21 protein-coding genes and 1 tRNA gene are annotated in these 23,309 nt (G+C 67.2%); 9 read left to right on the forward strand and 13 right to left on the reverse strand.

Features of this window, described 5'->3' with window-relative positions:
- Positions 1–137 precede the first annotated feature (137 nt).
- Positions 138–210, reverse strand: a tRNA-Arg gene (locus tag CPZ00_RS07785).
- 227 nt (positions 211–437) lie between these two features.
- Between CPZ00_RS07785 and CPZ00_RS07790 the strand changes: the two genes are divergently transcribed.
- Together CPZ00_RS07790 and CPZ00_RS07795 are read left to right on the forward strand one after the other, a co-directional pair.
- Positions 438–2,288, forward strand: coding sequence for a UvrD-helicase domain-containing protein (locus CPZ00_RS07790; protein WP_096390380.1), 1,851 nt, complete (start codon positions 438–440; stop codon positions 2,286–2,288).
- A complete protein-coding gene (locus tag CPZ00_RS07795; RefSeq protein WP_096390381.1) occupies positions 2,285–3,499 on the forward strand; it encodes a M24 family metallopeptidase in 1,215 nt (404 codons plus the stop codon). The genes CPZ00_RS07790 and CPZ00_RS07795 overlap by 4 nt, the downstream gene beginning before the upstream one ends.
- Positions 3,500–3,551: 52 nt before the next feature.
- On the opposite strand, the gene CPZ00_RS07800 is transcribed toward CPZ00_RS07795, so the two are convergent.
- From CPZ00_RS07800 to CPZ00_RS07825, 6 genes are read right to left on the reverse strand one after another with little or no spacing between them, the layout of a single operon-like run.
- On the reverse strand, positions 3,552–4,658 hold the full coding sequence (locus tag CPZ00_RS07800; RefSeq protein ID WP_096390382.1) for an AbrB/MazE/SpoVT family DNA-binding domain-containing protein: 1,107 nt from the start codon (positions 4,656–4,658) through the stop codon (positions 3,552–3,554).
- A gap of 9 nt (positions 4,659–4,667) precedes the next feature.
- Positions 4,668–5,342: a phosphate signaling complex protein PhoU gene (gene phoU, locus CPZ00_RS07805; protein WP_096390383.1), complete on the reverse strand. Its 675-nt coding sequence runs from the start codon at positions 5,340–5,342 to the stop codon at positions 4,668–4,670.
- Positions 5,343–5,346: 4 nt separating this feature from the next.
- On the reverse strand, positions 5,347–6,369 hold the full coding sequence (gene pstB / locus CPZ00_RS07810; RefSeq protein WP_096390384.1) for a phosphate ABC transporter ATP-binding protein PstB: 1,023 nt from the start codon (positions 6,367–6,369) through the stop codon (positions 5,347–5,349).
- Positions 6,362–7,981 carry a phosphate ABC transporter permease PstA gene (gene pstA / locus CPZ00_RS07815; RefSeq protein ID WP_096390385.1) on the reverse strand — a complete coding sequence of 540 codons (1,620 nt, stop codon included), beginning with the start codon at positions 7,979–7,981 and terminating at the stop codon, positions 6,362–6,364. Before pstA ends, pstB begins: the two co-directional genes overlap by 8 nt.
- Positions 7,981–9,108: a phosphate ABC transporter permease subunit PstC gene (gene pstC / locus CPZ00_RS07820; protein ID WP_096390386.1), complete on the reverse strand. Its 1,128-nt coding sequence runs from the start codon at positions 9,106–9,108 to the stop codon at positions 7,981–7,983. The genes pstA and pstC overlap by 1 nt, the downstream gene beginning before the upstream one ends.
- Positions 9,109–9,164: 56 nt before the next feature.
- The gene (locus CPZ00_RS07825; RefSeq protein WP_096391639.1) at positions 9,165–10,382 is read right to left on the reverse strand and encodes a substrate-binding domain-containing protein; all 1,218 of its coding nucleotides are present in this window, start codon (positions 10,380–10,382) and stop codon (positions 9,165–9,167) included.
- Between the two features lie 307 nt (positions 10,383–10,689).
- Here CPZ00_RS07825 and CPZ00_RS07830 point away from each other — a divergent pair, with 307 nt between their 5' ends.
- Positions 10,690–11,709: a halo transducer protein gene (locus CPZ00_RS07830; RefSeq protein ID WP_096390387.1), complete on the forward strand. Its 1,020-nt coding sequence runs from the start codon at positions 10,690–10,692 to the stop codon at positions 11,707–11,709.
- A 172-nt stretch (positions 11,710–11,881) separates the two neighbouring features.
- Complete coding sequence (locus CPZ00_RS07835; protein ID WP_096390388.1) at positions 11,882–12,745, forward strand: DUF7260 family protein; 864 nt, start codon at positions 11,882–11,884, stop codon at positions 12,743–12,745.
- 175 nt (positions 12,746–12,920) lie between these two features.
- On the opposite strand, the gene CPZ00_RS07840 is transcribed toward CPZ00_RS07835, so the two are convergent.
- The 3 genes from CPZ00_RS07840 to CPZ00_RS07850 are packed head-to-tail and all read right to left on the reverse strand — an operon-like array spanning position 12,921 to position 13,807.
- Positions 12,921–13,220, reverse strand: a complete 300-nt coding sequence (locus CPZ00_RS07840) for a DUF7533 family protein (RefSeq protein ID WP_096390389.1) — start codon at positions 13,218–13,220, stop codon at positions 12,921–12,923.
- A gap of 24 nt (positions 13,221–13,244) precedes the next feature.
- Entirely contained in the window at positions 13,245–13,598 is a 354-nt protein-coding gene (locus CPZ00_RS15865; protein WP_233255059.1) for a hypothetical protein, read from the reverse strand.
- Positions 13,599–13,606: 8 nt separating this feature from the next.
- Positions 13,607–13,807: a hypothetical protein gene (locus tag CPZ00_RS07850; protein ID WP_021072996.1), complete on the reverse strand. Its 201-nt coding sequence runs from the start codon at positions 13,805–13,807 to the stop codon at positions 13,607–13,609.
- Positions 13,808–13,940: 133 nt separating this feature from the next.
- Here CPZ00_RS07850 and CPZ00_RS07855 point away from each other — a divergent pair, with 133 nt between their 5' ends.
- Positions 13,941–14,606 (forward strand): riboflavin synthase, encoded by a 666-nt coding sequence (locus tag CPZ00_RS07855; protein WP_096390390.1) that lies wholly within the window; start codon positions 13,941–13,943, stop codon positions 14,604–14,606.
- Between the two features lie 47 nt (positions 14,607–14,653).
- On the opposite strand, the gene CPZ00_RS07860 is transcribed toward CPZ00_RS07855, so the two are convergent.
- On the reverse strand, positions 14,654–15,430 hold the full coding sequence (locus tag CPZ00_RS07860; RefSeq protein ID WP_269845461.1) for a protein sorting system archaetidylserine decarboxylase: 777 nt from the start codon (positions 15,428–15,430) through the stop codon (positions 14,654–14,656).
- Positions 15,431–15,781: 351 nt separating this feature from the next.
- The gene (locus CPZ00_RS07865) at positions 15,782–17,011 is read right to left on the reverse strand and encodes an orc1/cdc6 family replication initiation protein (protein WP_096390391.1); all 1,230 of its coding nucleotides are present in this window, start codon (positions 17,009–17,011) and stop codon (positions 15,782–15,784) included.
- A gap of 922 nt (positions 17,012–17,933) precedes the next feature.
- Between CPZ00_RS07865 and CPZ00_RS07870 the strand changes: the two genes are divergently transcribed.
- Entirely contained in the window at positions 17,934–18,182 is a 249-nt protein-coding gene (locus CPZ00_RS07870) for an AbrB/MazE/SpoVT family DNA-binding domain-containing protein (RefSeq protein WP_096390392.1), read from the forward strand.
- On the forward strand, positions 18,182–18,610 hold the full coding sequence (locus CPZ00_RS07875) for a type II toxin-antitoxin system VapC family toxin (RefSeq protein ID WP_096390393.1): 429 nt from the start codon (positions 18,182–18,184) through the stop codon (positions 18,608–18,610). The genes CPZ00_RS07870 and CPZ00_RS07875 overlap by 1 nt, the downstream gene beginning before the upstream one ends.
- A gap of 99 nt (positions 18,611–18,709) precedes the next feature.
- Here the strand turns inward: CPZ00_RS07875 and CPZ00_RS07880 are convergent, their stop codons facing one another.
- Positions 18,710–19,771, reverse strand: a complete 1,062-nt coding sequence (locus CPZ00_RS07880) for an AAA family ATPase (protein ID WP_096390394.1) — start codon at positions 19,769–19,771, stop codon at positions 18,710–18,712.
- 170 nt (positions 19,772–19,941) lie between these two features.
- Between CPZ00_RS07880 and rnz the strand changes: the two genes are divergently transcribed.
- Positions 19,942–20,868 (forward strand): ribonuclease Z, encoded by a 927-nt coding sequence (gene rnz / locus CPZ00_RS07885; RefSeq protein WP_096390395.1) that lies wholly within the window; start codon positions 19,942–19,944, stop codon positions 20,866–20,868.
- A gap of 269 nt (positions 20,869–21,137) precedes the next feature.
- A complete protein-coding gene (locus CPZ00_RS07890) occupies positions 21,138–23,189 on the forward strand; it encodes a DUF460 domain-containing protein (RefSeq protein ID WP_096390396.1) in 2,052 nt (683 codons plus the stop codon).
- Positions 23,190–23,309 lie beyond the last annotated feature (120 nt).

Here is a 23,309-nt window from a genome sequence, read left to right on the forward strand (position 1 = left end):
CGCTTTTCACTTCGCAGACTGCTCGCTACGCTCGCAGTATTGCTTCGTGAAAAGCGTCCTGACGGAGTTCCACGCGAGCGAAGCGAGCGTGGAGCTAGTCAGGACGTGAACGGAGTGAGTGAAACGAACGAAGTGAACGTCCTGACGGAGATTTGAACTCCGGTCCCTGGCTCCGCAAGCCAAGAGGATAGTCCACTACCCTACCAGGACTCATCTTCCCGTAGCCGGGAGATACTTAAGATGGTTACGGTCCGTCGGCGTGTGTGGGGTCCGGGAACACGGTCCCGAACACGATCGCCGATCCGAAGCGGGAGCGGTACCCCGGAACCGCGGCGATCGTGACCCACGATCTGCGACGGTGAGGGCCCCGAACGCCCCGGTTCGGCGGCCGGCCGAAGCCACGTCGTTTATCCGAGCGGGGCCCGTGTAGGGGTACAATGACCGATGCCGACCCGACCGTGACCCGCCTGTTCGGCGGTCCGGGCAGCGGGAAGACGACCGCGCTGCTCGACCGCGTCGACGAGCTCCTGCAGGACGGCAGCGTCGACGTTCGCGACGTGCTGGTGGTCTCGTACACCCGTGCGGCCGCCGCCGAGGTCCGCGACCGGCTCGCCGAACGGCTCGACGTCTCCCCGCGGTCCCTCCAGGGGAACGTCTGCACGATGCACGCGAAGGCCTACGAGCTGCTCAACCTCTCGCGGGGCGACGTCGTCGGCGAGGACGACAAATCCGACTTCTGTGAGGGGTATGGGATCGAGTTCGAGGACGAGTACGGCGGCGCCAACCGCCGGACCGCGCGATCGACGACGATCGGCAACAAGATCATCGCGACCTCCCAGTGGCTCCAGCGGACCAACCGCGACGTCGCCGACTGGTACGACGTCCCCTTCCAGTGGGACGTCGAGGAGGTCCGGCTCCCGCCCGAAATCGACCCGAACGCCCAGGAGGGCAACAAGTACACGCCCACGTGGTCGGCCGACGACGACCGGATCGACGTTCCCGAGACGATCCGCGCCTGGCGGGCCTACAAGGGCGACCACGAGCTCGTCGGCTTCGCGGACATGCTCGAGCGCGTCGCGCAGCGCTCGCTCGTCCCGAACGTCGACTACCTCGTGATCGACGAGTTCCAGGACATCACGACCCTCCAGTACGACGTCTTCGAGGAGTGGCTGCCCCACGTGGAGACGGCGCTCATCGCCGGCGACGACGACCAGGTCGTCTACGCCTGGCAGGGCGCCGACCCCGACCTCCTGCTCGACACCGACGTCGACGAGGACGTCGTCCTTCCCAACTCCTACCGGCTTCCCTCCCGGATCCTCAACGTCGTCAACGCGGAGATCCGCCACATCGACAAGCGCCAGGAGAAGGACCTCCGGCCGCGCAAGGAGGGCGGCGTCGTCGAGGCCATCGAGAGCCCCTCGATGCTCGAACTGGTTCGCAACGTCCGGTACACGATCGACGACGACGACGGCAGCGTGATGTGTCTGTTCCGGGCGCGCTACCAGATGTTCGACTTCATCGACGAGTTCATCGACCACGGCATCCCGTTCAAGCTCCTCACCGACGGCCGGATGTGGACCGACCGGCTCACCGACTACGTTCGGGCGGTCGAGAAGTACAACGACGACGAGCCGGTCTCGGGCCTTGAGGCCCGCCGCCTGGCGGACATGCTCCAGGAGTCGACGTTCGGCACGAACGAGCGCGACGACTTCTACGACTACCTCGACGACCGCGAGGAGGCGGCCGACGCCGACGACATCACGCAGCTAGAGATCGCGCCGGAGACGATCGCCGAGTACGCGCCGTTTATGCCCGACCGAGCCAGCGCCAGCGACATGGTCCGAAAGGTGACGAGCTTCCAGCGGAACTCGGTCGAGGCCTACTTCGACGGCGACTACCAGGACGTCGCCCCGAACCGCATCCGGATCGGGACGATCCACTCCGCGAAGGGCCGGGAGGCCGACCACGTCTTCGTTTCGACGGACCTCACCGAGAAGGTGGTCGAACAGCTCGCCGCCTCCGTCGAGGACCCGACCGACGTCGAGGGCGTCGAGGAGTTCACGAAATCAACCAGCCCGGTACCGGTCCTCACCGACAACGAGCGCCGCGTCTTCTACGTGGGAATGTCCCGCGCCCGCGAGCGGCTCGTTGTCCTCGAGAACCTGATCACCGGCGCGCCGACGCTCCCGGTGAGCGTCCTGCTGTTCAACGAACTCCGGGAGGAGCCCCCCGACGAGCTGATCGAGGAGGTCCAGGCGGAGCTGGCGGCGCCGGAACCCGAGCCGTGACCGGCGACGCCGACCCCGATGCACCGATCGTGACCGACCTCTCGCCGATCTCGACGCGACTCCGGGATCAGGGGGCGGACGCGCTGGTCGTCGTCGGCGACCGATTCGACGCTGACCTGCAGTACCTCGCCCGGCTCGGCGCGTTCGAGGCCCGGGCCGCGGCCGTCGTGACCGCCGACGAGGCGGTGCTGTGCCCGCCCGCCGAGCCCCGACCCGGGAACTCGACGGCTGCCGCCGGACGGTTTCGCGAGGCGTCGGGGAGCGACGCGCTCGATCGGATCGTTCGTTCGACCGGTGCGGACGGCGGCGCGCCGGTTGACGCACGCGCGCCCGTAGGCGAACGCGCCGCCGCCGCGGTTACGGAGCTCGCCGGACCGAACGCCGACGTGGTCGTCCCGCGGGACCTCCCGCACGACGCGGCGGTCTATCTCGAGCAGGCCGATCACGGCGTCCGTTCGACCACGGTGGTTCGGGACGCCCGAGCGGTCAAATCGGACGCGGAGATCGACCGTCATCGAACCGTTCAGTCCGCAGCCGTGGCGGCGATGCGTGCGGTGACGTCGCTGCTTGCCGACGGCGACGTCACCGGGTCGTCGCGGGAGCTCCGGTGGCAGGGGTCTCCCCTGTCGACGGAGCGGCTCCGGCGGGAGGCGAACGCGGCTCTGGCTCGGGCCGGCGTCGATCCCGGCGAAAATACGACCGTTCGGGCGGCGGCGACCGATACCGGCGCCCTCCGCGCGGGCGACCTCATCACCGTCTCGTTCGCGCCGCGGGGGCCGGCGGGCTATCACGGCGCGCTGGCGCGAACGGTCGTCGTCGACGGTGACGGCGGTTGGCAGCGGCGCGCACACCTCGCGGTCGAATCCGCGCTCGAGGCCGCGGTCGAGACGGTCGATCCCGGCGATCCGGTTTCGCTGCTTCGCGAGGAGGTCGCCGCCGAGATCGGCGCCTACGGGTTCGATCCGACCCTCGGGGACCGGACGACCGGCACGACCCACGCCGGCGGGTACGGCGTCGGACTCACCCGGCGGGAGGCGCCGGCCCCTGACTCGAGCACGCCGCTCCGGGCCGGCACCGTGCTGGCGGTCGAGGCGGGCGTTCGCGACCCCGGCCACGGTGCGGTCCGATTGCGGGATCTCGTCGTGGTTTGCGACGCGACGGTCGAGCGGCCGTGTGCGTGCCCGACCGCCCTCGCACCGGATCGATACTAACGCGAGAATTCTATCGGAGGATCCTATCGGGGCTTCTACCGGTGGATTCGAGCTACTGCGACGGGGATTCGGGCGTTCTCGCGGGCCGCTCCGCGGTCGCGTTCTGCCGTCGGAGCGTCCGTCTGAGACCCAATTCCGCGATGGCGGCGCCACGCTCCGCGATCCGCCGCAGCCGGGACAGCACGGTCCGCAGCACCGGCGCGCCCCGGTCGGCCGTGGCTAGTCGACGATCGAACGCGTCGATCGTCTCACGCGCTCGGGCCTCGGCTGTGAGTGCCTGCTGCGCCGTCTCGGCATCCTCGTCGCCGACGACGACGCTCACCCCCTCGGACACGATCGACCGGACGTCGGCGGCGATCTCTCGGGTCTCGGCGAGCCGGGACTCGGTCGGCGGATCCTCCATCCGCGCCGCGGCCGCGGCGACGTCGGCGGCGGCCTCGCGGACGCGTTCCAGCTCGCGCATCGCGGTCCACGACTCGAACAGCGCCGACCGGGATGCGCCGATCGCGTCGGCCGCCTCGAGGTCGGCCATTCCGAGCGTGACCGTCCGGTCGATCATCGCCGAGAGGCGCGCGGCGTGGTCCGCACGCTCCGCGACGGTCGATCGGTCGCCGGCCGTCGCCAGCGATTCGACGGCGGCCCGCTGCGTCGCGTCGACCACGAACGCGAGCTGACGGACCGACTGGGACACCGAGACCTCCCCGGGATCGAGCAGCATCCGCACCGCGGTTCCGCTCTCCGACGTCTCGGTGGTCGATGTCTCGGCCATCGACGTCCCGATCCGACGCCGGAGGACCGACTCGATGGCGCGCCGGTGTTCGGCCCCGAGCGGTTCCTCGTGGTGCAGCTCCACCGTCCGCACGCCGGCCGCGTAGGCCGCCCGAAGCGTGCCCGCCAGGGACCGCGGATCGAGGGCCGCCGTCCGAACGGCGGGACCGCTTCGGACGTTCGTGCCGATCCCGTCGACTGCCTCGCCCGGGTCGCCCGTCCCGTCCCGGTCGTCGCTCCCGCGCGGCGCCTGGATGGCGAGGATGCCGTCAGTGTGGCGATGCAACGTCACCGTGTCGCCCGCCGAGACGTCCTCCGCCTCGGCCCACTCCTTCGGCAGCGAGACCGTGTACGTTCCGTTGCCGACCGTCTGTACTTTGCGTGTTTCCATCGGTTCCTCTCAGTAGATCAGCTCCGGATCGCCGTCGATCATGTACAGCGTTCGTGCGGCGACGTTCACGGCGTGATCGGCGATCCGTTCGAGATCACGGATCGTCAACAGCACGCGCGAGACGTCGTCGAGCAGTCGCTCGATCGCCCACGGGTCGTCGTCGACGTTTCGTTCGATCAGGCCGCGGGTCACCGTCTCGCTGGCCCGCTGACACAGACCGTCGACCTCGTCGTCGTCGGCCGCGATCCGACGACATGCGGCGGCGTCCTCGGCGGCGTACGCCTCGAGGCTGCGGTCGAGCAGCGACCGAACCGCCTCGCCGATCGCGTCGATGGCGACGTCGGGCTCGAGGGTCCGCTCCGCGGCGCGTGCGTACCGTGCCAGGTTGACGGCGAGGTCGCCGATCCGCTCGAGGTCGGTGCTGATCTTGAACGAGGCGGTGACGAATCGGAGGTCGCCGGCCACCGGCTGCTGGAGCGCGAACAGGTCGACGCAGTCGGTCTCGAGCGCCAGGTACCGCTCGTTGATCTCGGCGTCACCCTCGATGACTGCCTGCGCCGCGGACTCCGATCCGGTCGAGAGGCTCTCGAGAGCCGTCTCGAGCTGTGCGTCGACGTGCTCGCCCATCTCGAGGACGTCGTCGCGGAGCGCCTCGAGGGCGTCCTGGTAGCGTTCCCGTGGCATTCGATCACCCGAACTTGCCCGTGATGTAGTCCTCGACGCGCTCGCTGTGGGGGTCCTCGAACACCTGGTCGGTGTCACCGTACTCCACGAGTTCGCCCCCGGTGAGGAACACGGCGGTCTGGTCGGAGATGCGCGCGGCCTGCTGCATATTGTGCGTGACGATGACCACCGTGTACTCCTCGCTGAGCTGCTCGATGAGGTCTTCGATCTTCGCGGTGGCGATCGGGTCGAGCGCGGAGGCGGGCTCGTCCATCAGGATGACCTCCGGATCGACCGAGAGACAGCGCGCGATGCAGAGCCGCTGCTGCTGGCCGCCCGAGAGCCCGAGCGCGTTGTCGTCGAGACGGTCGTTGACCTCCTCCCAGAGGGCCGCATCACGGAGGCATTCCTCGACCAGCCGGTCGCGGGCCGCCGCGTCGCTGCGTCCGAGCAGCCGTGCGAGGAGCCCGGTCTCGATGTCGCCGTGTTTCTCCGGACCGTACGCGATGTTCTCGCGGATCGACTTCGGGAACGGGTTCGGCGACTGGAACACCATCCCGACCCGCTTTCGAAGCTCGACGAGGTTCACCCCGTCCTGGTAGATCTCCCGTCCGTCGATCCGCACCGACCCGTCGACGCGAGCGCCCTTGATCCGGTCGTTCATCCGGTTGAGACTCCGGAGAAACGTCGACTTTCCGCAGCCCGACGGCCCGATGAGCGCGGTGACGCTGTTCTTCGGGATCTCGATCGATACGCCCTGCAGCGCATGGTCCTCGCCGTAATGGACGTCGAGGTCCTCGACGGCGAACTTCGCCTCGCCCTCGAACTCGTACTCACGCCACTCCTCGCGTACCTGCTCGTCCGTCTCGCCGGCCGTGGTGTGGGTCGCCGCGTTCTCGGACTCGTTCGTCCCGGTCGTACCCCCCGTTTCCGTTCGGTCCGGTTCCTCCGTTTCCGTTCGGTTCGATTCCTCCGTTTCCGTTCGGTCCGGTTCCTCCGTTTCCGTTCGATTCCGTTTCTCAGTCGTCGCTGGTGTGGTTTCACTCATGTCGAAGTCGCCTCCGGAAGTAGTATCGCGCGCCGATGCCGACCGCGTAGAACGACAACACGACGAGCAGCAGCACGAACGCCGTCGCCCACTGGAACTCGGTCGGGTTCGAGACGTTGTCGCCCAGCCCGACGCCGGCGGTGATGAGCGCGTACAGCTGGAACGGCAGCGCCGTGGTCGCCTGCAACAGTTCGGGGTTCGTGACGAACGGCGGCTGGGCGGTGAACGCGAACCCGCCGATGACGTCGGCCGCCCGGTCTCCGGACACGAAGGTTCCCCCGGTCATCGTCAACAGGATGGGCGCGGTCTCGCCGGCGATCCGACCGACGCCGAGAATGACCCCGGTGACCATACCCGGCAGCGCGGCCGGCACGACCACGCTGCGGATCGTCCGCCACTTCGAGACGCCGAGCGCCGCGCTGGCGTCCCGATACTCGTCGGGGACGGCCAACAGCGCCTCCCGGCTCGTGATGAGCACCAGCGGGAGCAGCATAAACCCGAGCGTCAGCATCCCCGAAAGCAACGACTTGGTTCCGCCGAACCGGGGAACGAGGAACGTGAACCCGAACAGCCCGAAGACGATGCTCGGGGTGCTCCAGAGTCCGTTGGTCGCGACCTCGACCAGCTGGGTCAGTCGGCCGCGCTCGGCGTACTCGGTCAGGAACACCGCGGCGCCGACGCCCAGCGGGACCGCGAACGCGACCGCGCCCACGACGAGCCAGACCGTGCCGACGATGGCGGGGAGCACGCCCTGGAAGTCGTTCAGCAGCGAGACGCCGTTCATCACGAACGGGATCGAGACCGGAAGCGCGACCGAGATTCCGAGGATCGACACCGTCGGTCCGGACCCGGGTCCGACCGCGGCACCGGTCAGCAGCCCCGGGATCCCGCGGACGGCGGTGAAGGCGATCAGCAGGAACAGCACGCCGATGATGGCGCTCGCGTTCACGTAGATGAGGAGGTACGCACCCATTCGCCGCCCACGAGCGCCGAACCCGCCGTACGCCGCCGCAGCCGCCCAGCCGGCGAGCAGCCCGCAGCCGATCGTCGCGATCGGGACGACGAACGTCGCGGTCAGCGACGCCTGCTGTTCGAATCCCAGGTCCCACACCCACGACGGGCCGATCGTCCCGGCCAGGAACGTTCCGCCGACGACGATCGCCACTGCACCGGCGGGGAGCGTCGCCCCGACGTCCTCGCGGGCGGCCGCCGTCGTCACGAACGCGGTGCCGCCGGTCACCGCACCTACCGGGATCCACGCGATCCCGTCCCCGAACGTCGCCGACGCCGCAACCGCCCCGAGCGTGAACCAGATGCCCGAGAACGCGACGGTCGCGACGAGCCCGGCGTTCGGGCTCGGCTCCGTCTCGACGTATCCGAGCGCCGACCCGACGCCGAGGCCGATGACCGCCGCGCCGAGCGCCACCAGCAGTCCGCCGAGGACGGTCACCGCCGGGAGGCCGCCGACCGTGGCGTCGATCGAAACGAGGTCGAACAGCGACGCGATACCGACCGCGATCAGGGTTATTGCGACCGCGATCGCGACGCCGGCGATCGCCTCGGGACGCGAGGCGTCCCCGCGGATCAGGGGCGTTTGCGTCGCCCCCGCCATCAGACCTCACCCCCGAGCTTCCGATGCATTCGCCACTCGATGTACTGCGAGCCGATCGAGATGGCCAGGACCGTGATGAACAGGATCACGCCGGCGAGAAAGAGGGCGTCCATCTGGAGCCCGTGTGCGTTCCCGTAGTTGTTCGCGATCAGCGAGGTGAGCGTCTCCTGGCCGTAAAAGACGTTGTACAGCGGTTTCGTCAGTTGCGGGACGCCGCGAAGCATCACCGTCGCCGCCATCGTCTCGCCGATGGCGCGGCCGACGCCGAGCAGAACCGCCGCCGAGACGCCCGAGAAGGCCGCCGGCAGCGTGATCGACGTCATCGTCTGCCAGTCGGTGGTCCCCATCGCGAGCGAGCCGCTCTTCATCGACTCGGGAACGCTGCTCAGGGCGTCCTCGGCCACCGAGACCACCGTCGGAAGTGCCATCAATCCGACCACGATGCCAACGAAGAGGTACGACCCCTGGCCGGTGGTCCGGAACTGGTCGCTCGCCCAGGGGCTCAGGATCGTGAACCCGATGAACCCGTAGACGATCGACGGGATGCCGGCGAGGATCTCGACGCCCGGTTTGACGAACTCACGGACTGGACCCGGCGCGATCTCCGAGAGGAACAGCGCGGCGGCGACGCCGAGCGGGGCGGCGACCGCGGTGGCGATCGTCGTCACCATCACGGTTCCGTGGATCATCGGAACCATCGAGTACCGTATGGGCTCCGCGACCGCGTCCCACCGCGTTTCGGTGAACAGTCGAAGTCCCGGCACCGGGACGCCGAACACGGTCGCGGTCCCGTAGCGGATCACGGGGATCGATTCGACGGCGATGAACACGGTGATCAACAGCAGGATGAGCACCGTCGAGACCGTCATCGCGAAGGTCAACACTCGAGCGGTCAGTCCCTGATGCCGTATCCAGCCGACGCCGGCGGCGATGAGGAACGCTGCGAAGGGGAGGGCCGTAAGCGGCGAGGCCAGCAGGAACCCGACGAGCGAGGCCAACAGCGCGACCGTCATCGTCCCGACGGTGACGATCGCGGCGGTCGAGGACTCCTCGTGGAACGCGCGAAGCCGGCGTCGGACGCGCCGCACCCGCTCGTCGTCGGTTCGTGTGTCGGTCGTCCGCGTCATAATGAATGCATTCGTATAAATATCGATGTGTCTCGACGGGTCAGTTCACGGCGGCGTTACGCCGGGTCGGGCAGCTTCCCCGCTTCGGACTCGATGTCGGACGTTGGCAGCGGGATGTAGTTGTTGTCCTCGACGAAGACGGTCTGTCCGAACTCGGTCAAGAACATGTTCAGGAACGCGCCCTCGCGACGGTCCGTTCCGCTCGGGGTCGCGTCGGTGACCTTCGTGTACATGTGAAGGTCCCGGTTGAGCGGGTACTCGCTGTCGAAGATCGTGTTCTCGGCGTCCCGGTCGGGCTCGTAGACCGTGCCCTCGAAGTCGATCGCGATCGGCTGGACCGCGTCGCTCGTGAACGCGAGCGCCATGTACGCGATGGCGCCCTCGTTGTTCGCGACCGCCTCGGCGACCTGCTGGTTCTGCCCGAACCGGGTGTCGACGCCGGACATCGACGCCGAGGCGTCGCCGAGCATGTTCAGTCGGAATGAGGTGTCCGTCCCCGACCCCTCGGCGCGACCGATGGCGTAGATCTCCTGGTCGGGGCCGCCGACCTCGGACCAGTTCGTGATCTCGTCCTGGTAGATCCCGCGGATCTGCTCGCCGGTGAGCTGCTGGACGCCGTTCTCGTACACGTCGCTGCTCACGACGACGGGCTGTCCGTCCCGGCCGACGACGTGGTCGACGAACTGCTCGTCCGCCGCCGATTCGCTGATCCCGAGTTCCGCCGTGATCGGTCCCGAGGAGTTGCCGATGTCGACCAGCTCGTCCCGCACCGCCTCACAGCCCGTTCCGGAGTGACTCAGGCTCACCGTCGTGTTGTACGGGGGATTCGACCGCTGGTCGGTCGGTTCAAAGCCGAACTGGCTGGCGAAGTAGTCGGCGAGGTACATGTCCGTCTCGATCTCGTCCCAGCCCGGAACGGACGTCTCGTCGTTCGAGCCCCAGTACTCGCCGTCGCTCGGCGGCGCGTTCGCGTTCCAGTAGGAGCTGCCCGTGTTCGAGATGGGATAGACCGTCGAGGACCCCTCCGCGGTGAGCAGCGCCGGGCCGTTCCCGTCGTTCGTCTCGGTGTCGTCGCTGCTGCCGCCGTTTCCGTCGCCATTACCGCCGTTGCCGTTCCCGTTGCCGCCGGTCCCGTTCCCGCCACCGTTCCCGTTGCCGCCGGTCGTTCCCGTGCTTCCGCTACAGCCAGCCAGTCCGGCCGACCCGATCGCACCGGAGGTGACCAGGAACTTCCGCCGTGATACGCCGGTTTCAGCCCAGTTACGGTCTGACATCACCAGTACGATCAGGCGGTCCTTGTAAACGGGTTTATATTTCTGATATGTCTTCGTCAGTATGCATCCCGAGTCGAGCATACCGCTCCGAAACCCCACCGATCGGTACGATCCGGTATGACTGCATAGCGACCCATCCGTTCGGATACCTATCGATACGTTCGGATACCTATCGATACGTTCGGCTCCCGTCAGATATGGGTGGCTCGGATCGCTATATAGTCGATCGTATCGCTACCGGGAGAAACGGACCACAACGATCGGTTCTGACGGAAGGTATACACGACGGGGCGGGAAACCCCCGTCCGTGACCGAGACAGACCGTCCCGATCCGGCCGTCGCCGATCCGACTGCCGCCGACACGGCATCGACTGCGGAGCCGCTCCTCGATCACGACCCGGCCGTCGAGTCGGTCGCCGCGGCGGTCGCCGACGGAACCGACCGTGAACCGGCTGCGATCCGCCGGGATCTCGACCCGTTCTCCGACGACGGCGTTCTCACCCGCGATGCGGTTGCGACCACCGTCTCGGACGTCTCACAGATCCTCGCCACGGCGGAGACGCGCGTCGACCTCGCCGCTCGCGCGGTCGACGACGTTCGGGCAACGGCCGATCCCCTGGCCGACATCGACGTCGTCCACCATCGGTTGCGGGCGCTCGAGCACCGCCTCGCCGCCCTGCAGCGCCGCACCGTCGAACTCGGCGAAACGGTCCATGCCTCCCGTAATCGGCTCGACACGCCCACGGCGATCCACCGGTCGGCGGTCGAACTGCGCGAGACGGCGGCCGACGCACAGCGCGTCGTCCGGGTGGCCGACGATCTCGCGTCCGACGTCGATGCCTTCGAGTCGTGGCTCGAGTCGCCCGCCGAGCGTACTGCGGCGCTCGCGGCCGACGTCGACGCCCTCGAGGAGGCGCTCGGGGAGCTGTCGACCACGGTCGAGCGACTTGCAGGATCGTCGGGTTCGAACGGCGAGCAGGCGCCGGCACAGGCGTGGGTCGACGCACCGGCACAGGCGTGGGTCGACGCGGTCGTCCACACGCGCGTGCTCGAGCTACTGGTTACCGACCTTCGGACGGAATCGGCCGACCTCCGGCGCTGGGCCGACCGGGCGGATGCGTCGGTTCCGGCGCCGCTCCCGTCGCGGATCGACGCCGCGGACCGGCGGCGTTCGACGCTCTCCGCGACGCTGTCGGACCTGGCTGCGCCGGACTGGCGCGACCGGTTCGCGGATCGCCTCGAGGCGACCGACCGGGCGCTGGCCCGGTTCGATCCGCCCGTCGCCTGGGATCGAGTTCGAGAGGCGATGGCGGAGATCCCCGAGTGAAGTCACGTTCGGCTGCCCGCCACGGCGCGGCAAGCGTCGCGTCTCGTTCCAGTGGTCTCCGATCGCGCGGTCTATATAGTCGATCGGACCGCTCGGATCCGGGAGTATCGCTCCGCGTGACTCAATAGGGGTCTTATAAGCGTTTAATCCCGTGCGGCGGTCGTGTCGGCGTATGGCAACCGGATCGGCGACGCGACCGAGCGACGATCGGATCGGCGACCGGCTCGCGGCCCTCCGGCGGGCGGTACGCACCGAGCGCCGCCGCGTCGCCGACGAGCGACAGGCCTTCAACGCCTTTCGAAAACGCCTCGCCGACGTGGAGTCCCGGACGGCAGCCCTGGCGCCGGCGGCGACTCCGCTCGTGGGGGAGCGGGCACGCTCCGTCTCGACGCCCGGGCTGTGTGCGGTGCGCGACGCCTACGAGGAGACGGTGATGAGCGTTCCACACTACGTCGAGGATTACGACGACACCTATCCCGAGAGCCTCGCGGCCGAGTTCGGCCGCGAGCTGTCGGCCACGCTCACCACGGGGACCGCCTTCGATCCCGCGATCAAGCGGGAGCTCCAGCGCGCCGTCCGCGACCGTTGCGAGGGTTGTGCCGCGGTTCTCGACACGCTCGACACGGAGGCAGCGTCCCTTGCGGACCTCCGGGAGTCGCTTCCGGAGTTGGCTCGCGACCTCGGGTGCCTTGAGAACGACCTCGAGCACCTCGAGAACGACCTCGAGCACCTCGAGAACGACCTCGAGCACCTCGAGAACGACGACCTCGAGGCGATGGGTTTCGGCGCGCTCGAGGCACGTCACGCCCGGGCGGGCGCGTTGCGCGACCGCTGTGAGACGCTCGCCCGGGAGCGGCAGGCGACCATTCGCCGACAGCGCCGCGACCTCCGCGTCCCCGGCGAGACGCCGGACGTGCCGCGGTACCTCTATGACGACCACGAGGCGACCTATCCCGTGCTGGCGACGATCGCCGATCTGGCCGACCGGACCGCGTCGATCCGGTCGCGGATCGAGACGGCGATCGCGAGGTGCTGACCGCCGGAGAGTGCTCGCGGAGAACGAATTCGGAGACGCGCACCGTCCGCCGGTGGGATGCACATCGTCCGCTGATGGGATGCACATCGTCCGCCGATGGGATGCACATCGTCCGCCGATGGGATGCACATCGTCCGCCGATGGGATGCACATCGTCCGCCGACCGCCGTGTTCGTCACTCCTTCGCCGATCGGTCCACGTCGGCCGGGTCAGCGGCTCCGTCCGTCGGGTCTTCGGCGTCGGCTCCCGCGTTCTGCAGCCGACTCGGAAGGAGTCCACCAACCAGTCCGCGGAGGATCCGTTCGGGATCCAGAAAGTACTGCGGGAGGACGACCATCGCGACCGCGACCCCGACCATCGCGACCCCGACCGCCGTCTCGCCGTCGAGGGCGCGCATCACGCCGTAGTTGGCCACCGGGATCGCGAAGATCAGCGTGGTCGCCAGCCCGATCGTGTCCAGGATCCCGAGTCGCATCGCCGATCGGTAGTCCCCGCCGGGTTAAAAGTCGCGCGGCGAGTGCCAGAAGAGGCCGTCCGCGATCAGCAGGCCGCACGCGAGCGAGGCGCTCGCGGCGGGAATCGCGGCGGGATCCATCGCCAGCCGCCCCCCGCCGTAGATCCCGACGAACAGGATCGGGATGAGCGCGAGCCGCAGGTCCTCCCGCGAGGCGCTTGCGATCCCCTCGGCGATCTCCGCAGTCGCGACCGTCTCGCTCGTCGCGACCGTCTCGACGTCGGTGACGTCCTCCACGCCATCGACGTCCGCAACGTCGACGTTTCCGACTCCATCGACGTCCGCAGTCTCGACGTCCCCGGCGCCATCGTCGGCGCCGGCGTCGAACGACGACGACACCACCGGCGTCACTCCATATACCCCAGATCCCGGAGCTTCTGTCCGATCTCGCGGGCTTCCGCCTCGGAGATCTCGTCGGCGGATTCCATCTCCCGGACGACGACGTGCTTTACGAACTCCTTGACCGATCCGAAGGGCTCGTCCTCGATGTACGCCTCGACGTCCGCCACGAACTCCTTGCGCAGCGAGATCGTCGTGTACTCGCTCATTGATGCCGTCTCGTCGTCCCCGACGTATAAATCTTAATTAGATGTAATTACATCCCTGATGGACCCGCATCGGCGAACCACGCCGGCGGATTCGTGCCGACACCGACTTCACGACCCCGTTCGAAACGGGCCCATGTTCACCGGGATCGTCGAGACCGCCGGCGAGGTGGTCGGCGTCGAGAAGACCGCGGACGGGCGACGGCTCGCGATCGCCGCCCCCGGCCTCTCGGAGCTGTATCACGGCCAATCGATCAGCGTCAGCGGCGTCTGCCTGACGGTCGAGGCGGACGGGGACGACGTGCGCGTCGCGGACGCCGAGGCGGCGACGGACCTCGACTCCTACGCGGACGACGGTGCCGGCGACGACGTCGGCGTCTTCGAGGTGTTCCTCGCGAGCGAGACGGTCGCAAAGACCTACCTCGGTGCCCTCGACGTCGGCGACGTCGTCAACGTCGAACGCGCGATGCCGGCCGACGGGCGCTTCGACGGCCACCTCGTGCAGGGCCACGTCGACACGGTCGCGACCGTCGAGGCGATCGAGTCCGTCGGCGAGGACTGGCGGTTCACGTTCGCGCTTCCGGCCGACCAGGCTCGATACGTGGTTCAAAAGGGCTCGGTCGCGCTCGACGGAATCTCACTCACGGTCGCGGACCGTCGCGACGACGCCTTCGACGTGGCGATCATCCCGACCACCTACGAGCTCACCACGCTCTCGGAGAAGGACCCCGGCGACCCGATCCATCTGGAGGTCGACGTGATCGCGAAGTACGTCGAGGGGATGGTCGACGGATACGTCTAGTCTCGGCCGGCCGCGAAACGCATAGCGTCGGCGAGGACGCTTTCCCTTCACACATCGGCGATCACGGTCTCGCCGGCCCGAACCGTCTCGCCCTCCCGGACGCGTAGGTCCTCGCGATCGACCGACGGCGGGAACAGGACGTCTGCGCGCGATCCGAAGGAGACGTGGCCCACGCGCTGGCCACGTTCGAGCTCGTCGCCGACGGAGACGTGGGGATGGATCCGGCGGGCGAACCAGCCGGCGATGCAGAACAGCTCGTAGTCGCCGCAGTCGATCACGAGCTGCTCGTTCCGGTCGGAGTCCTTGCTGAAGGCGGGTTTATACGCGCCGGGCCGGTGGCGAACCGCCTCCACCGTCCCCGACAGCGGCGCGCGATTCACGTGGACGTCGGTGACGTTCATGAAGACCCCGACGCGCAGGCGGTCGCCCTCCTCGCGAATGACGGAGACCGTTCCATCCGCGGGAGAGACGGCGGTGACCGCATCCAGGTCCCACGACTCGTCCGAGTCCGGCGGCGATCGCGGCGGGTCGCGATGGAACCACAGAATCCCGAGAGCGAGCGCGAGCAGGGCGATGCCCGCGGGCGGGACGAACACGAGCAGCGCCGCGCCGAGCAGCGCCGGCGGTCGGGCGAGCCGCCAGGCATCGTCGACGACCGGGAATGGGAGGACGCGGGCTAGCGGCGGATTCGTGCCCGAGCGTGAGTTCGGTGGGTCGGTGCCCGAGCGTGAGTTCGGTGGGTCGGTGCCCGAGCGTGAGTTCGGTGGGTCGGTGTCCGAGTGTGGTTCTGACGTGGGCGATCGATCGGTGTTCACGACGGTCAAACGTAAGCGGTGCGTACGTCAAAAGATCGCGGATCGATATAGATATGTTACCACATATCTCGGTAGTTCTCGCTATTCTGGCCGAGAATCACACCGGACGTCGTGTGTAACGGTCAAAACGGAACGGACAGATCGGGCGGGGCGCCGATCCGATGGATTCGCCGATCGGAGACACACCGTCCGTCGAGTGTAAATCGACTATGAACGGTGGGGTGATCGGCTGGAGCCACATCTCGCTGCGAGCCGATCGTCGACACACCACCTGTCGAGTGTATATGTTGCTTAAGTGGTGTTTTAACCATATCACGGTCCGGTGGGACACACACCACCTGTCGAGTGTAACGACGGGTACTAGCTGGCGGGTGAAAAGCGGGGGTCGGATTCGATCGCCGTCTGGACGACGGTCGGGTCCTCGAGGAGGTAGTACAGGTTCGTGATCCCCTTGCCACGACCCCGGCCGACACGGTCCGTGACGCCGAGAATGTCGAGGAACGCCAGTTCGTTCAACCGATCGACCATCCGGCGTTGTGAGAGCGAATCGATATCGAGGGAGTCCGTGATCCGTTCGTACTGTTCGTATATCCGGCGCGTCGGAAACTCCTCCTCGTCGCTCGCGTCCGCAAGCAATGAGAGCGCATACACTGCCGCTTTCGATTGGGTTGGTTGGTCCTGAAGGAGTTTGGAGAAGCGATCGATGTCCGCCTTCTGCCGGGCGTTTCGAACGTGGTCCTCCCGAACGGCGTCGCTATCGTCCTCCTTGGCGAGTTCGCCGGCGTTTCGAAGGATGTCGAGCGCCTTCCGCGCGTCACCGTGCTCCTGTGCGGCGAAGGCGGCCGCGAGCGGAATCACGTCATCACTCAGGACGCCTTCGCGAAAGGCATCCTCTCGATGTCGCATGATTTCGCGGAGCTGGTTCGCATCGTAGGGCGGGAAAATGAACTCGCGTTCCAGGAGGCTGCTCAAGACGCGCTCGTTCAGTGAATCCTTGAACGAGATCTTGTTGCTGATCGCGAGAATGCCGACCTTACACGTTTCGAGCTTGCCAGCTTCACCTGCCCGAGACAGTTGCATCAACACGTTGTTTCCTTGCAGTTTGTCGACCTCATCGAGAATGATGATAACGACGTCGTGGAGCGAATCGAGGATGTTCCACAGTCGATCGTAGTACGCGTTGGTTGACAACCCGGACAGGGGGACCGTGATGTCCGTCGTCTCCGGTTGGTTGAATGAGCGCGCGAGCGTGATGACGACTTGCGTTTCCGTCGTCGCTTGCGTACAGTCGATGTAGGCACGATCGAGTTTCGTGTCACGGTCACGAGCGAACTCCTCGGCACTCTGTGTGACGTGCTTCGCGACGAGGCTCTTTCCGGTCCCGGTCTTCCCGTAGATGAGCGTGTTTCGGGGCTTACCGCCACGTATCGCGGGGTGAATGCTGTTGGCAAGGCTGGATATTTCGTCCTCTCGTCCGATGATCCGGTCCTCGTTCGGAATATGTTCGATGTCAAGCAGTTCCTTGTTCGCGAAGATCGGATCCTCGCTTTGCCAGATCGAGTCGAGGGAACTGTGGTTCTCGTTGGTCATTGGTGCGATCGATCCTGAACAGATCGTTTCTCATTACATACGACGCCCGGTTTAGTATATAAATACACGTGTTTCATAGACTCCACCTGTCTAGTGTAAACTCCTGTATTTTGGCGATTTAAGCGATAGATATTGGGATTAGATGTCTGATAAATCAGCGATCGATTTGAACACAGACACACCGGGTGTCGTGTGTATATTGTTGGATCGGCGGACCGATAAGTAGTGAGTCTGAGTGAGGCAAACGTTCCCAGCACTCGAGTCAGTTCCCCGGCGGCGTGAACTGCTGCTGATACTCATCTGAACCGTATTTCATTCCGATGCCGGTGATGCCTGTGTGGGTGTGTTGTGAGTGGTCAGCAAGATCGCGTCATTCACTATAATATGAATATTTCTATATCGGTGGTAATTTCTGCAAACTTTCGAAGACGACTGAACCAGTGATCGTTCTCGGATTCCGTCGATCGCCTCGGGATCAAGGCCCAAGTCTTTCGCTAGAGCTCCCGCTCTCTGCCTCAATGGAGGAGGAGAATACGTACTCCCGGCTCACGCTCAGCATCCTGTGATTCGATCCTCGTACTGCCCGTGAACTTCTTCACCACTTACACACGACACCTGGTGTGTGACTCCAACTTTGGCATCGAACCGTGCCTCCGTGCGCACTCACTGCCCATTCAGGGTTCAACCCTTGAAATCTCCACATATACACTCGACACCCGGTGTGTCTGTGTCCCATCGATCGGCGACCCCGATAGAGACTGCACCATCGATCGTCGAGGGCGTCGATCGATATACTTCCGATCGCCGCCGTGCTCGGCACGGAGTCCGTGCCGGTCTTTGTGAAGCGACTCACGCCGGGGAAAGCGACCATCCGGGTAATTTGGGGGCAAATTACTTTCGTTGGTGCCACGTACCTCCGGATATGTCTCACGAGGTCGAGAACGAAACGACGGTCAACGAGAGCTACTCGATCACGGTTCCCGCGGCGGTGCGTCAAGCCGCCGGCGTCGAGGCAGGTGACAAACTCCGATGGCACGTGGACGAGGACGGGACGATCTCGGTCGAACTCGTCAAACAGCGCTACGGCGCGTTTTCACGGCTGGAGCCGGTTGACATCGGCCATCCAACCGACGCCGCGGAGGATCACGATCTCATCGCTGGGGACTCGTGATGTCGGCGGTCGTCGTTGATTCGAACGTCCTCATCGCTGCCCGTCTTTCACGCGACCAGAACCACGAGCGAGGGGCCGCGATCGCGAACGCGATAGATCACGGGAACCTCCCGACGGCATACGTCCTGAGCGACGTTCTCGAGGAAGTCATCAATTATCTTCAGGCGAGAGCGGGACACGATGTGGCCATCGAGACCCTTGATGCGCTCATCGAGAGTAGCGGATTCTCACTTCTGCAGACCTCGAAAGCGGATTTCAACGCCGGTCGGTCGGTGTTTCGACGGTACGAATCGCTCTCGTTGACTGATGCCGTCATCGTCGCAACGATGCAGCGTGACGGGACCGACCATCTGTACAGCTTCGACGACGGGTTTGACGGTATTTCCGAACTCACTCGTCTCACCACCCCGGATAACCCATTCGAGTGATGCACCCTCCGTGGCACTTCTGACGCTTTCAGGCCGCTACACCGCCCGAACCGTTACCACGAACGGTCGAATGCTCAGGCCGCCGCGCTCGCCGACCCCTCAGGCTGCTGCGCCCGCCGCGTCCGGATCCCGAAGGTCGACCGCGATGGTCTCCCGGCCGGCCGCCCACGCCGCGAGCAGGTGCGTGAGGTGGAGCTGGTCGTCGAGCCCCTCGGCGAGCTGCAGGTCGACCTCGCCGGCCAGCGCGTGGAGGCGCGCGAGCTGGTCCCCGCCGTAGGTCGACCCGGCGCGGGCCACCCGGAGGATCTCGCGGAGGAGGGTCGGTCCGTCGTACCCCTCGTCGTCGAGGAGGTCACCGAGCGTGCTCCGAGCGTCGGCGAGATCCCCGTCCACGGCGGCCGCCAGCGCCTCGCGGATCGCCTCGTCGTGGCCGACCTCGCCGAGGGTCTCGTAGGCGGTCGACATGGTGATCGACTCGCCCTCGACCGCGGTCGCCTGCGCGGAGAGGATCGCCCGCCGGAGGTCGCCGCCCGCGGCGCTGGCGACGAACTCCAGTCCGTCGTCGTCGTAGGCGACGTTCTCGCGGTCGCAGATCGTCGCGAGCACGTCGATCGTCTCGTCGATCGTCGGCGAGCGGACCTGCACCGGAAAACACCGCGACCGGATCGGCGGGATGAGCTTCGTCGGCTGGCGAGTCGTGATCACGAACTGGGTCGTCCGGTGGTGCCGCTCCATCACGCGCCGCAGCGCCTGCTGGAAGTCCTCGCGGATCGCCTCGGCGTTGTCCAGGACGATCGTCTTGTACTCGCCGCTCATCGGTGCGTAGGCGGCCGACTCCGTGAGCACGCGGTTTATCATGTCGCGCTTCGCCATCCCGCTGCGCCCCGCGAGGAACGACTCGAAACGCGGGTCGGTGCGGATCTCCTTTTTCGTCCGGCCGAAGAAGTCGGCGACGTTGATCTCGATCAGGTCGTTGTCGGGATCGGCGTGGGCTTTCCGGGCCAGCGCCCGGGTCGCGGCCGTCTTGCCGACGCCCGGCGGCCCCTGCACCACGAGATTCATCGGCTCGCTGAGTGCGCGATCGAGCCGCTCTCTGGCCTCAGTCTGCCGGATCTCCGACAGGGCAGGCGCGTGCCGGCTCGTCCACAGCGGTCCGTCCATTACCGACCCCTCGGCGCCCCGCGCTCAAGAATCGGTCGATCGGGCGGATCCGATCGGGATGGGGCGGCAGGTGGGATTCGATCGGGATGGGAGACCGGACGGACCGGTCGGACGCGTCGGCGAGTCCCCCTTTCGACACCGGTTTATAAGCCCCGCCCGCACCTGAGGACATGTCCTTGCGCGTGACCTTCCTCGGGACCGGCGGCGCCGTCCCGACGACCGAACGAGCCCCCAGCGCCGTCCTCTGCAACCGCGAGGGCGACCGGCTGTTGTTCGACTGCGGCGAGGGGACCCAACGGCAGATGATGCGGTTCGGGACCGGGTTCACCGTCGACCACGTCTTCGTCTCCCATCTCCACGGCGATCACGTCCTCGGGCTTCCCGGCCTGGTCCAGACGATGGACTTCAACGACCGGAACGAGCCCCTGGCGGTCCACTGTCCGCCGAACGCGACGCGACACCTCCACGACCTCGTCCACGCGGCGGGCCACGACCCCGGCTTTCAGGTGCGGATCAACGAGGTCGCCCCCGGAAACGTCGCGCTCGAGACCGACGAGTACGCGGTCCGTGCCTTCGAGACGTCCCACGGGACGCGGTCGCAGGGGTACGTCCTCGAGGAGGACGATCGACTGGGACGCTTTGACCGGGCGAAAGCCGAGGAACTGGGCGTTCCCGTGGGGCCGAAGTTCGGTCGGCTCCACGAGGGCGAGCCGGTCGAGCTCGCGGACGGCACCGTGATCCGCCCCGAACAGGTCGTCGGCCCGCCCCGTCCCGGTCGTCGCCTCGTCTACACCGCGGACACCCGCCCGCAGGAGCGTACCGTCGAGGTCGCCGCGGAGGCGGACCTGCTGATCCACGACGCCACCTTCGCCGACGATATGGCCGATCGCGCCCGGAAAACGGCCCACTCGACCGGGCGCGAAGCTGCCGAGATCGCGACCCGCGCCGACGTGGCCCGGCTCGCGCTGATCCACGTCTCCTCGCGATACGCCGGCGACGCCTCCGCGATCGAACGCGAGGCCCGCGAGGCCTTCTCCGGCGAGTGTTTCATTCCGGCCGACGGGCGGAAGCTCGACGTCCCGTACCCGGACGTCTGAGTCGACGGTGACCGGACCGCGATCGACCTCAGTCCGCGGCTGATGGATCGACGGGATCGAGTTTCCGGTCGGTCCGAAGCCGGCCACCGCGTAGCCGAACGCCGTCCCAACTTCTTCACCCTCACAACCCTCACAACCCTCTCAACCCTCACAACTCTCTCAACCCTCACAACTCTCTCAACCCTCACAACCCTCTCCATCGCCTCGTCGTGCACCCTCTCCATCGCCTCGTCGTGTAGTATTTATCCGTCGATCGCCTATCGGCGGGCGTGACTTCCCGGACCGTTCGCGCCCTCGACCGTCCGGTGTTCGGGGTCGACGTGCAAAGCGGCGACGTCCGCGGGGACGCGCCCGCCTACGCGCTCGTCACCCTCACCCCGCTGTCCGCCGACGAGGAGGACGCGGTCCCCGACGAGAACCGGCCCGACGTCGACGGACCCATCGCCCGGATCGACCGCGACGTCGTCTCCCGCCGGAAGCTTCTCCGGCTGATCGACGACCGCGAGCCGGCCCGGATCGCCACCGACAACGCCTACGAACTGGCGGCTGACAAGGGCGAACTCGTCCAGCTCCTCCGATCGTTGCCCGACGGGACCCGGCTCGTCCAGGTGACCGGCGCAGAGCGGCCCGAACCACTCTCGCGGGTGGCCTCCCGCCACGGCATCCCCTACGACTCGGACCCGATGTCGGAGGCGGAGGCCGCCGCCCGGCTCGCCGCCGCCAACGTCGGACACGAGGTGACCGCGTTCACCGACGAGACCACCGTGAAGGTCGCCCGCGGTCGGTCCACCGGCAAGGGCGGATGGAGCCAGGACCGGTACACCCGCCGGATCCACGGCAACGTGAAGAAACGAACCCGGCAGGTCGAATCGGAACTCCGGTCGGCGAACCTCGAGTACGAGCGCGAGGTGACCGAGAAGTACGGCGGCTACGCCAACGCCGTCTTCACGGTCGCGGCCCGTCCCGAGGACATTCCGGTCTCGAACTCCCGGGCGGGCGACGTCCGCGTCGAGGTCGAACGCGAGCGCCGGGACGGGATCGCCTACGAGCCGCTCGTGCAGCGGCGCGACCACGTGATCGTCGGGATCGATCCCGGCACCACGACCGCGGCGGCCGTGGTCGGCCTCGACGGGACGGTCCACGACGTCCACTCCACCCGAACCGCCGACACCGCCGACGTCATCGAGTGGGTGATCGAGCGCGGCCGCCCGGCCATCGTCGCGGCCGACGTCGAGCCGATGCCCGACACCGTCGAGACGTTTCGCCGGTCGTTCGACGCGGCCGGCTGGATCCCCGATAGCGACCTCCCGGTCGACGAGAAGCTCCACCGGACCCGCGAGTTCGAGACCGACAACGACCACGAGCGGGACGCGCTGGCGGCCGCGCTCTACGCCCTCGACGACCACGCCGACCAGTTCGACCGGATCGCCGAGAAGACCCCGCCGCGGCTCGACCGGGAGGCCGTGATCGCCCGCGTCGTCTCGGGCGAGGAGTCGGTCGAGACGGTCATCGACGACCTCCGGGACGACGGCGACGGATCCGGAGCGGGCGAAGCGGACGACGAGGGCGACGGCGACCCAACGGAGCCCGACCGGACCGAGGAGGAACGCGAGATCCGCCGGCTCCGCGACCGCGTCGAGCGGCTCGAGGGCCACGTCGACGACCTGACCGCGAAGCTCGACGACCGGGACGACCGGATCGAGGAGCTCGAGGCGGAGCTCACGGATGCCAAACGTCAGGAGCGGATCGAGGCCCGCGAGCGGCGGGCGGTCTCACGGCTCGAGCGCGAGACGGACCGGCTCGAGCGCGAACGCGACGAGGCCCGCGAGCGCGCCGACGGCCTCGCCGAGAAGCTCGAACGGCTCAAGGCGCTCTGGAAGCTGGATCACTCCGACTTCGCGGACGTCGCCGCGGGGCGCGACCTCGTCGCGGTCAAGGCGGTCGACCAGTTCACTCGCAACGCCATCGAGGCCGCCGACAGCCAGTACGGCATCGCCGCCGGCGACGTGGTCTACCTCCGAGACGCCTCCGGTGCGGGTCGTCAGACCGCCGCGCTGCTGGCGGAGATGGATCCCCGGCTCGTGTTGAAGGAGGGAACGCTCTCGGAGGCGGCCGACGCCGTCCTCTTCGAGGAGTCGATCCCGGTCGCGCCGGCCGACGACGTCGCCCTCCAGGAGGTCGACGACCTGGCGGTCGCCCGCGAGAGCGACGTCGAAGCCGCCATCGACGACTGGGAGCGCCGGGCACGCGAGCGCGAACGCCAGCAGCAAAGCGAGCTCGTCGACCAGATCATCTCCGAGCACCGGGCCGAGCGCTCGTAAGGGTTGGACGGTCCTGAGCGCCGAATGTCGGTGAGGACCGGTCGGTCCTGCCGGTTGAGCGGTCCTGCAGACCTGCCCGGCGTCGCGGCCGCTCGACGTCGGATTTGCAGTTCATTCAGA

It is taken from the genome of Halopenitus persicus (genome assembly GCF_002355635.1).
Classification (GTDB): Archaea; Halobacteriota; Halobacteria; order Halobacteriales; family Haloferacaceae; genus Halopenitus; species Halopenitus persicus_A.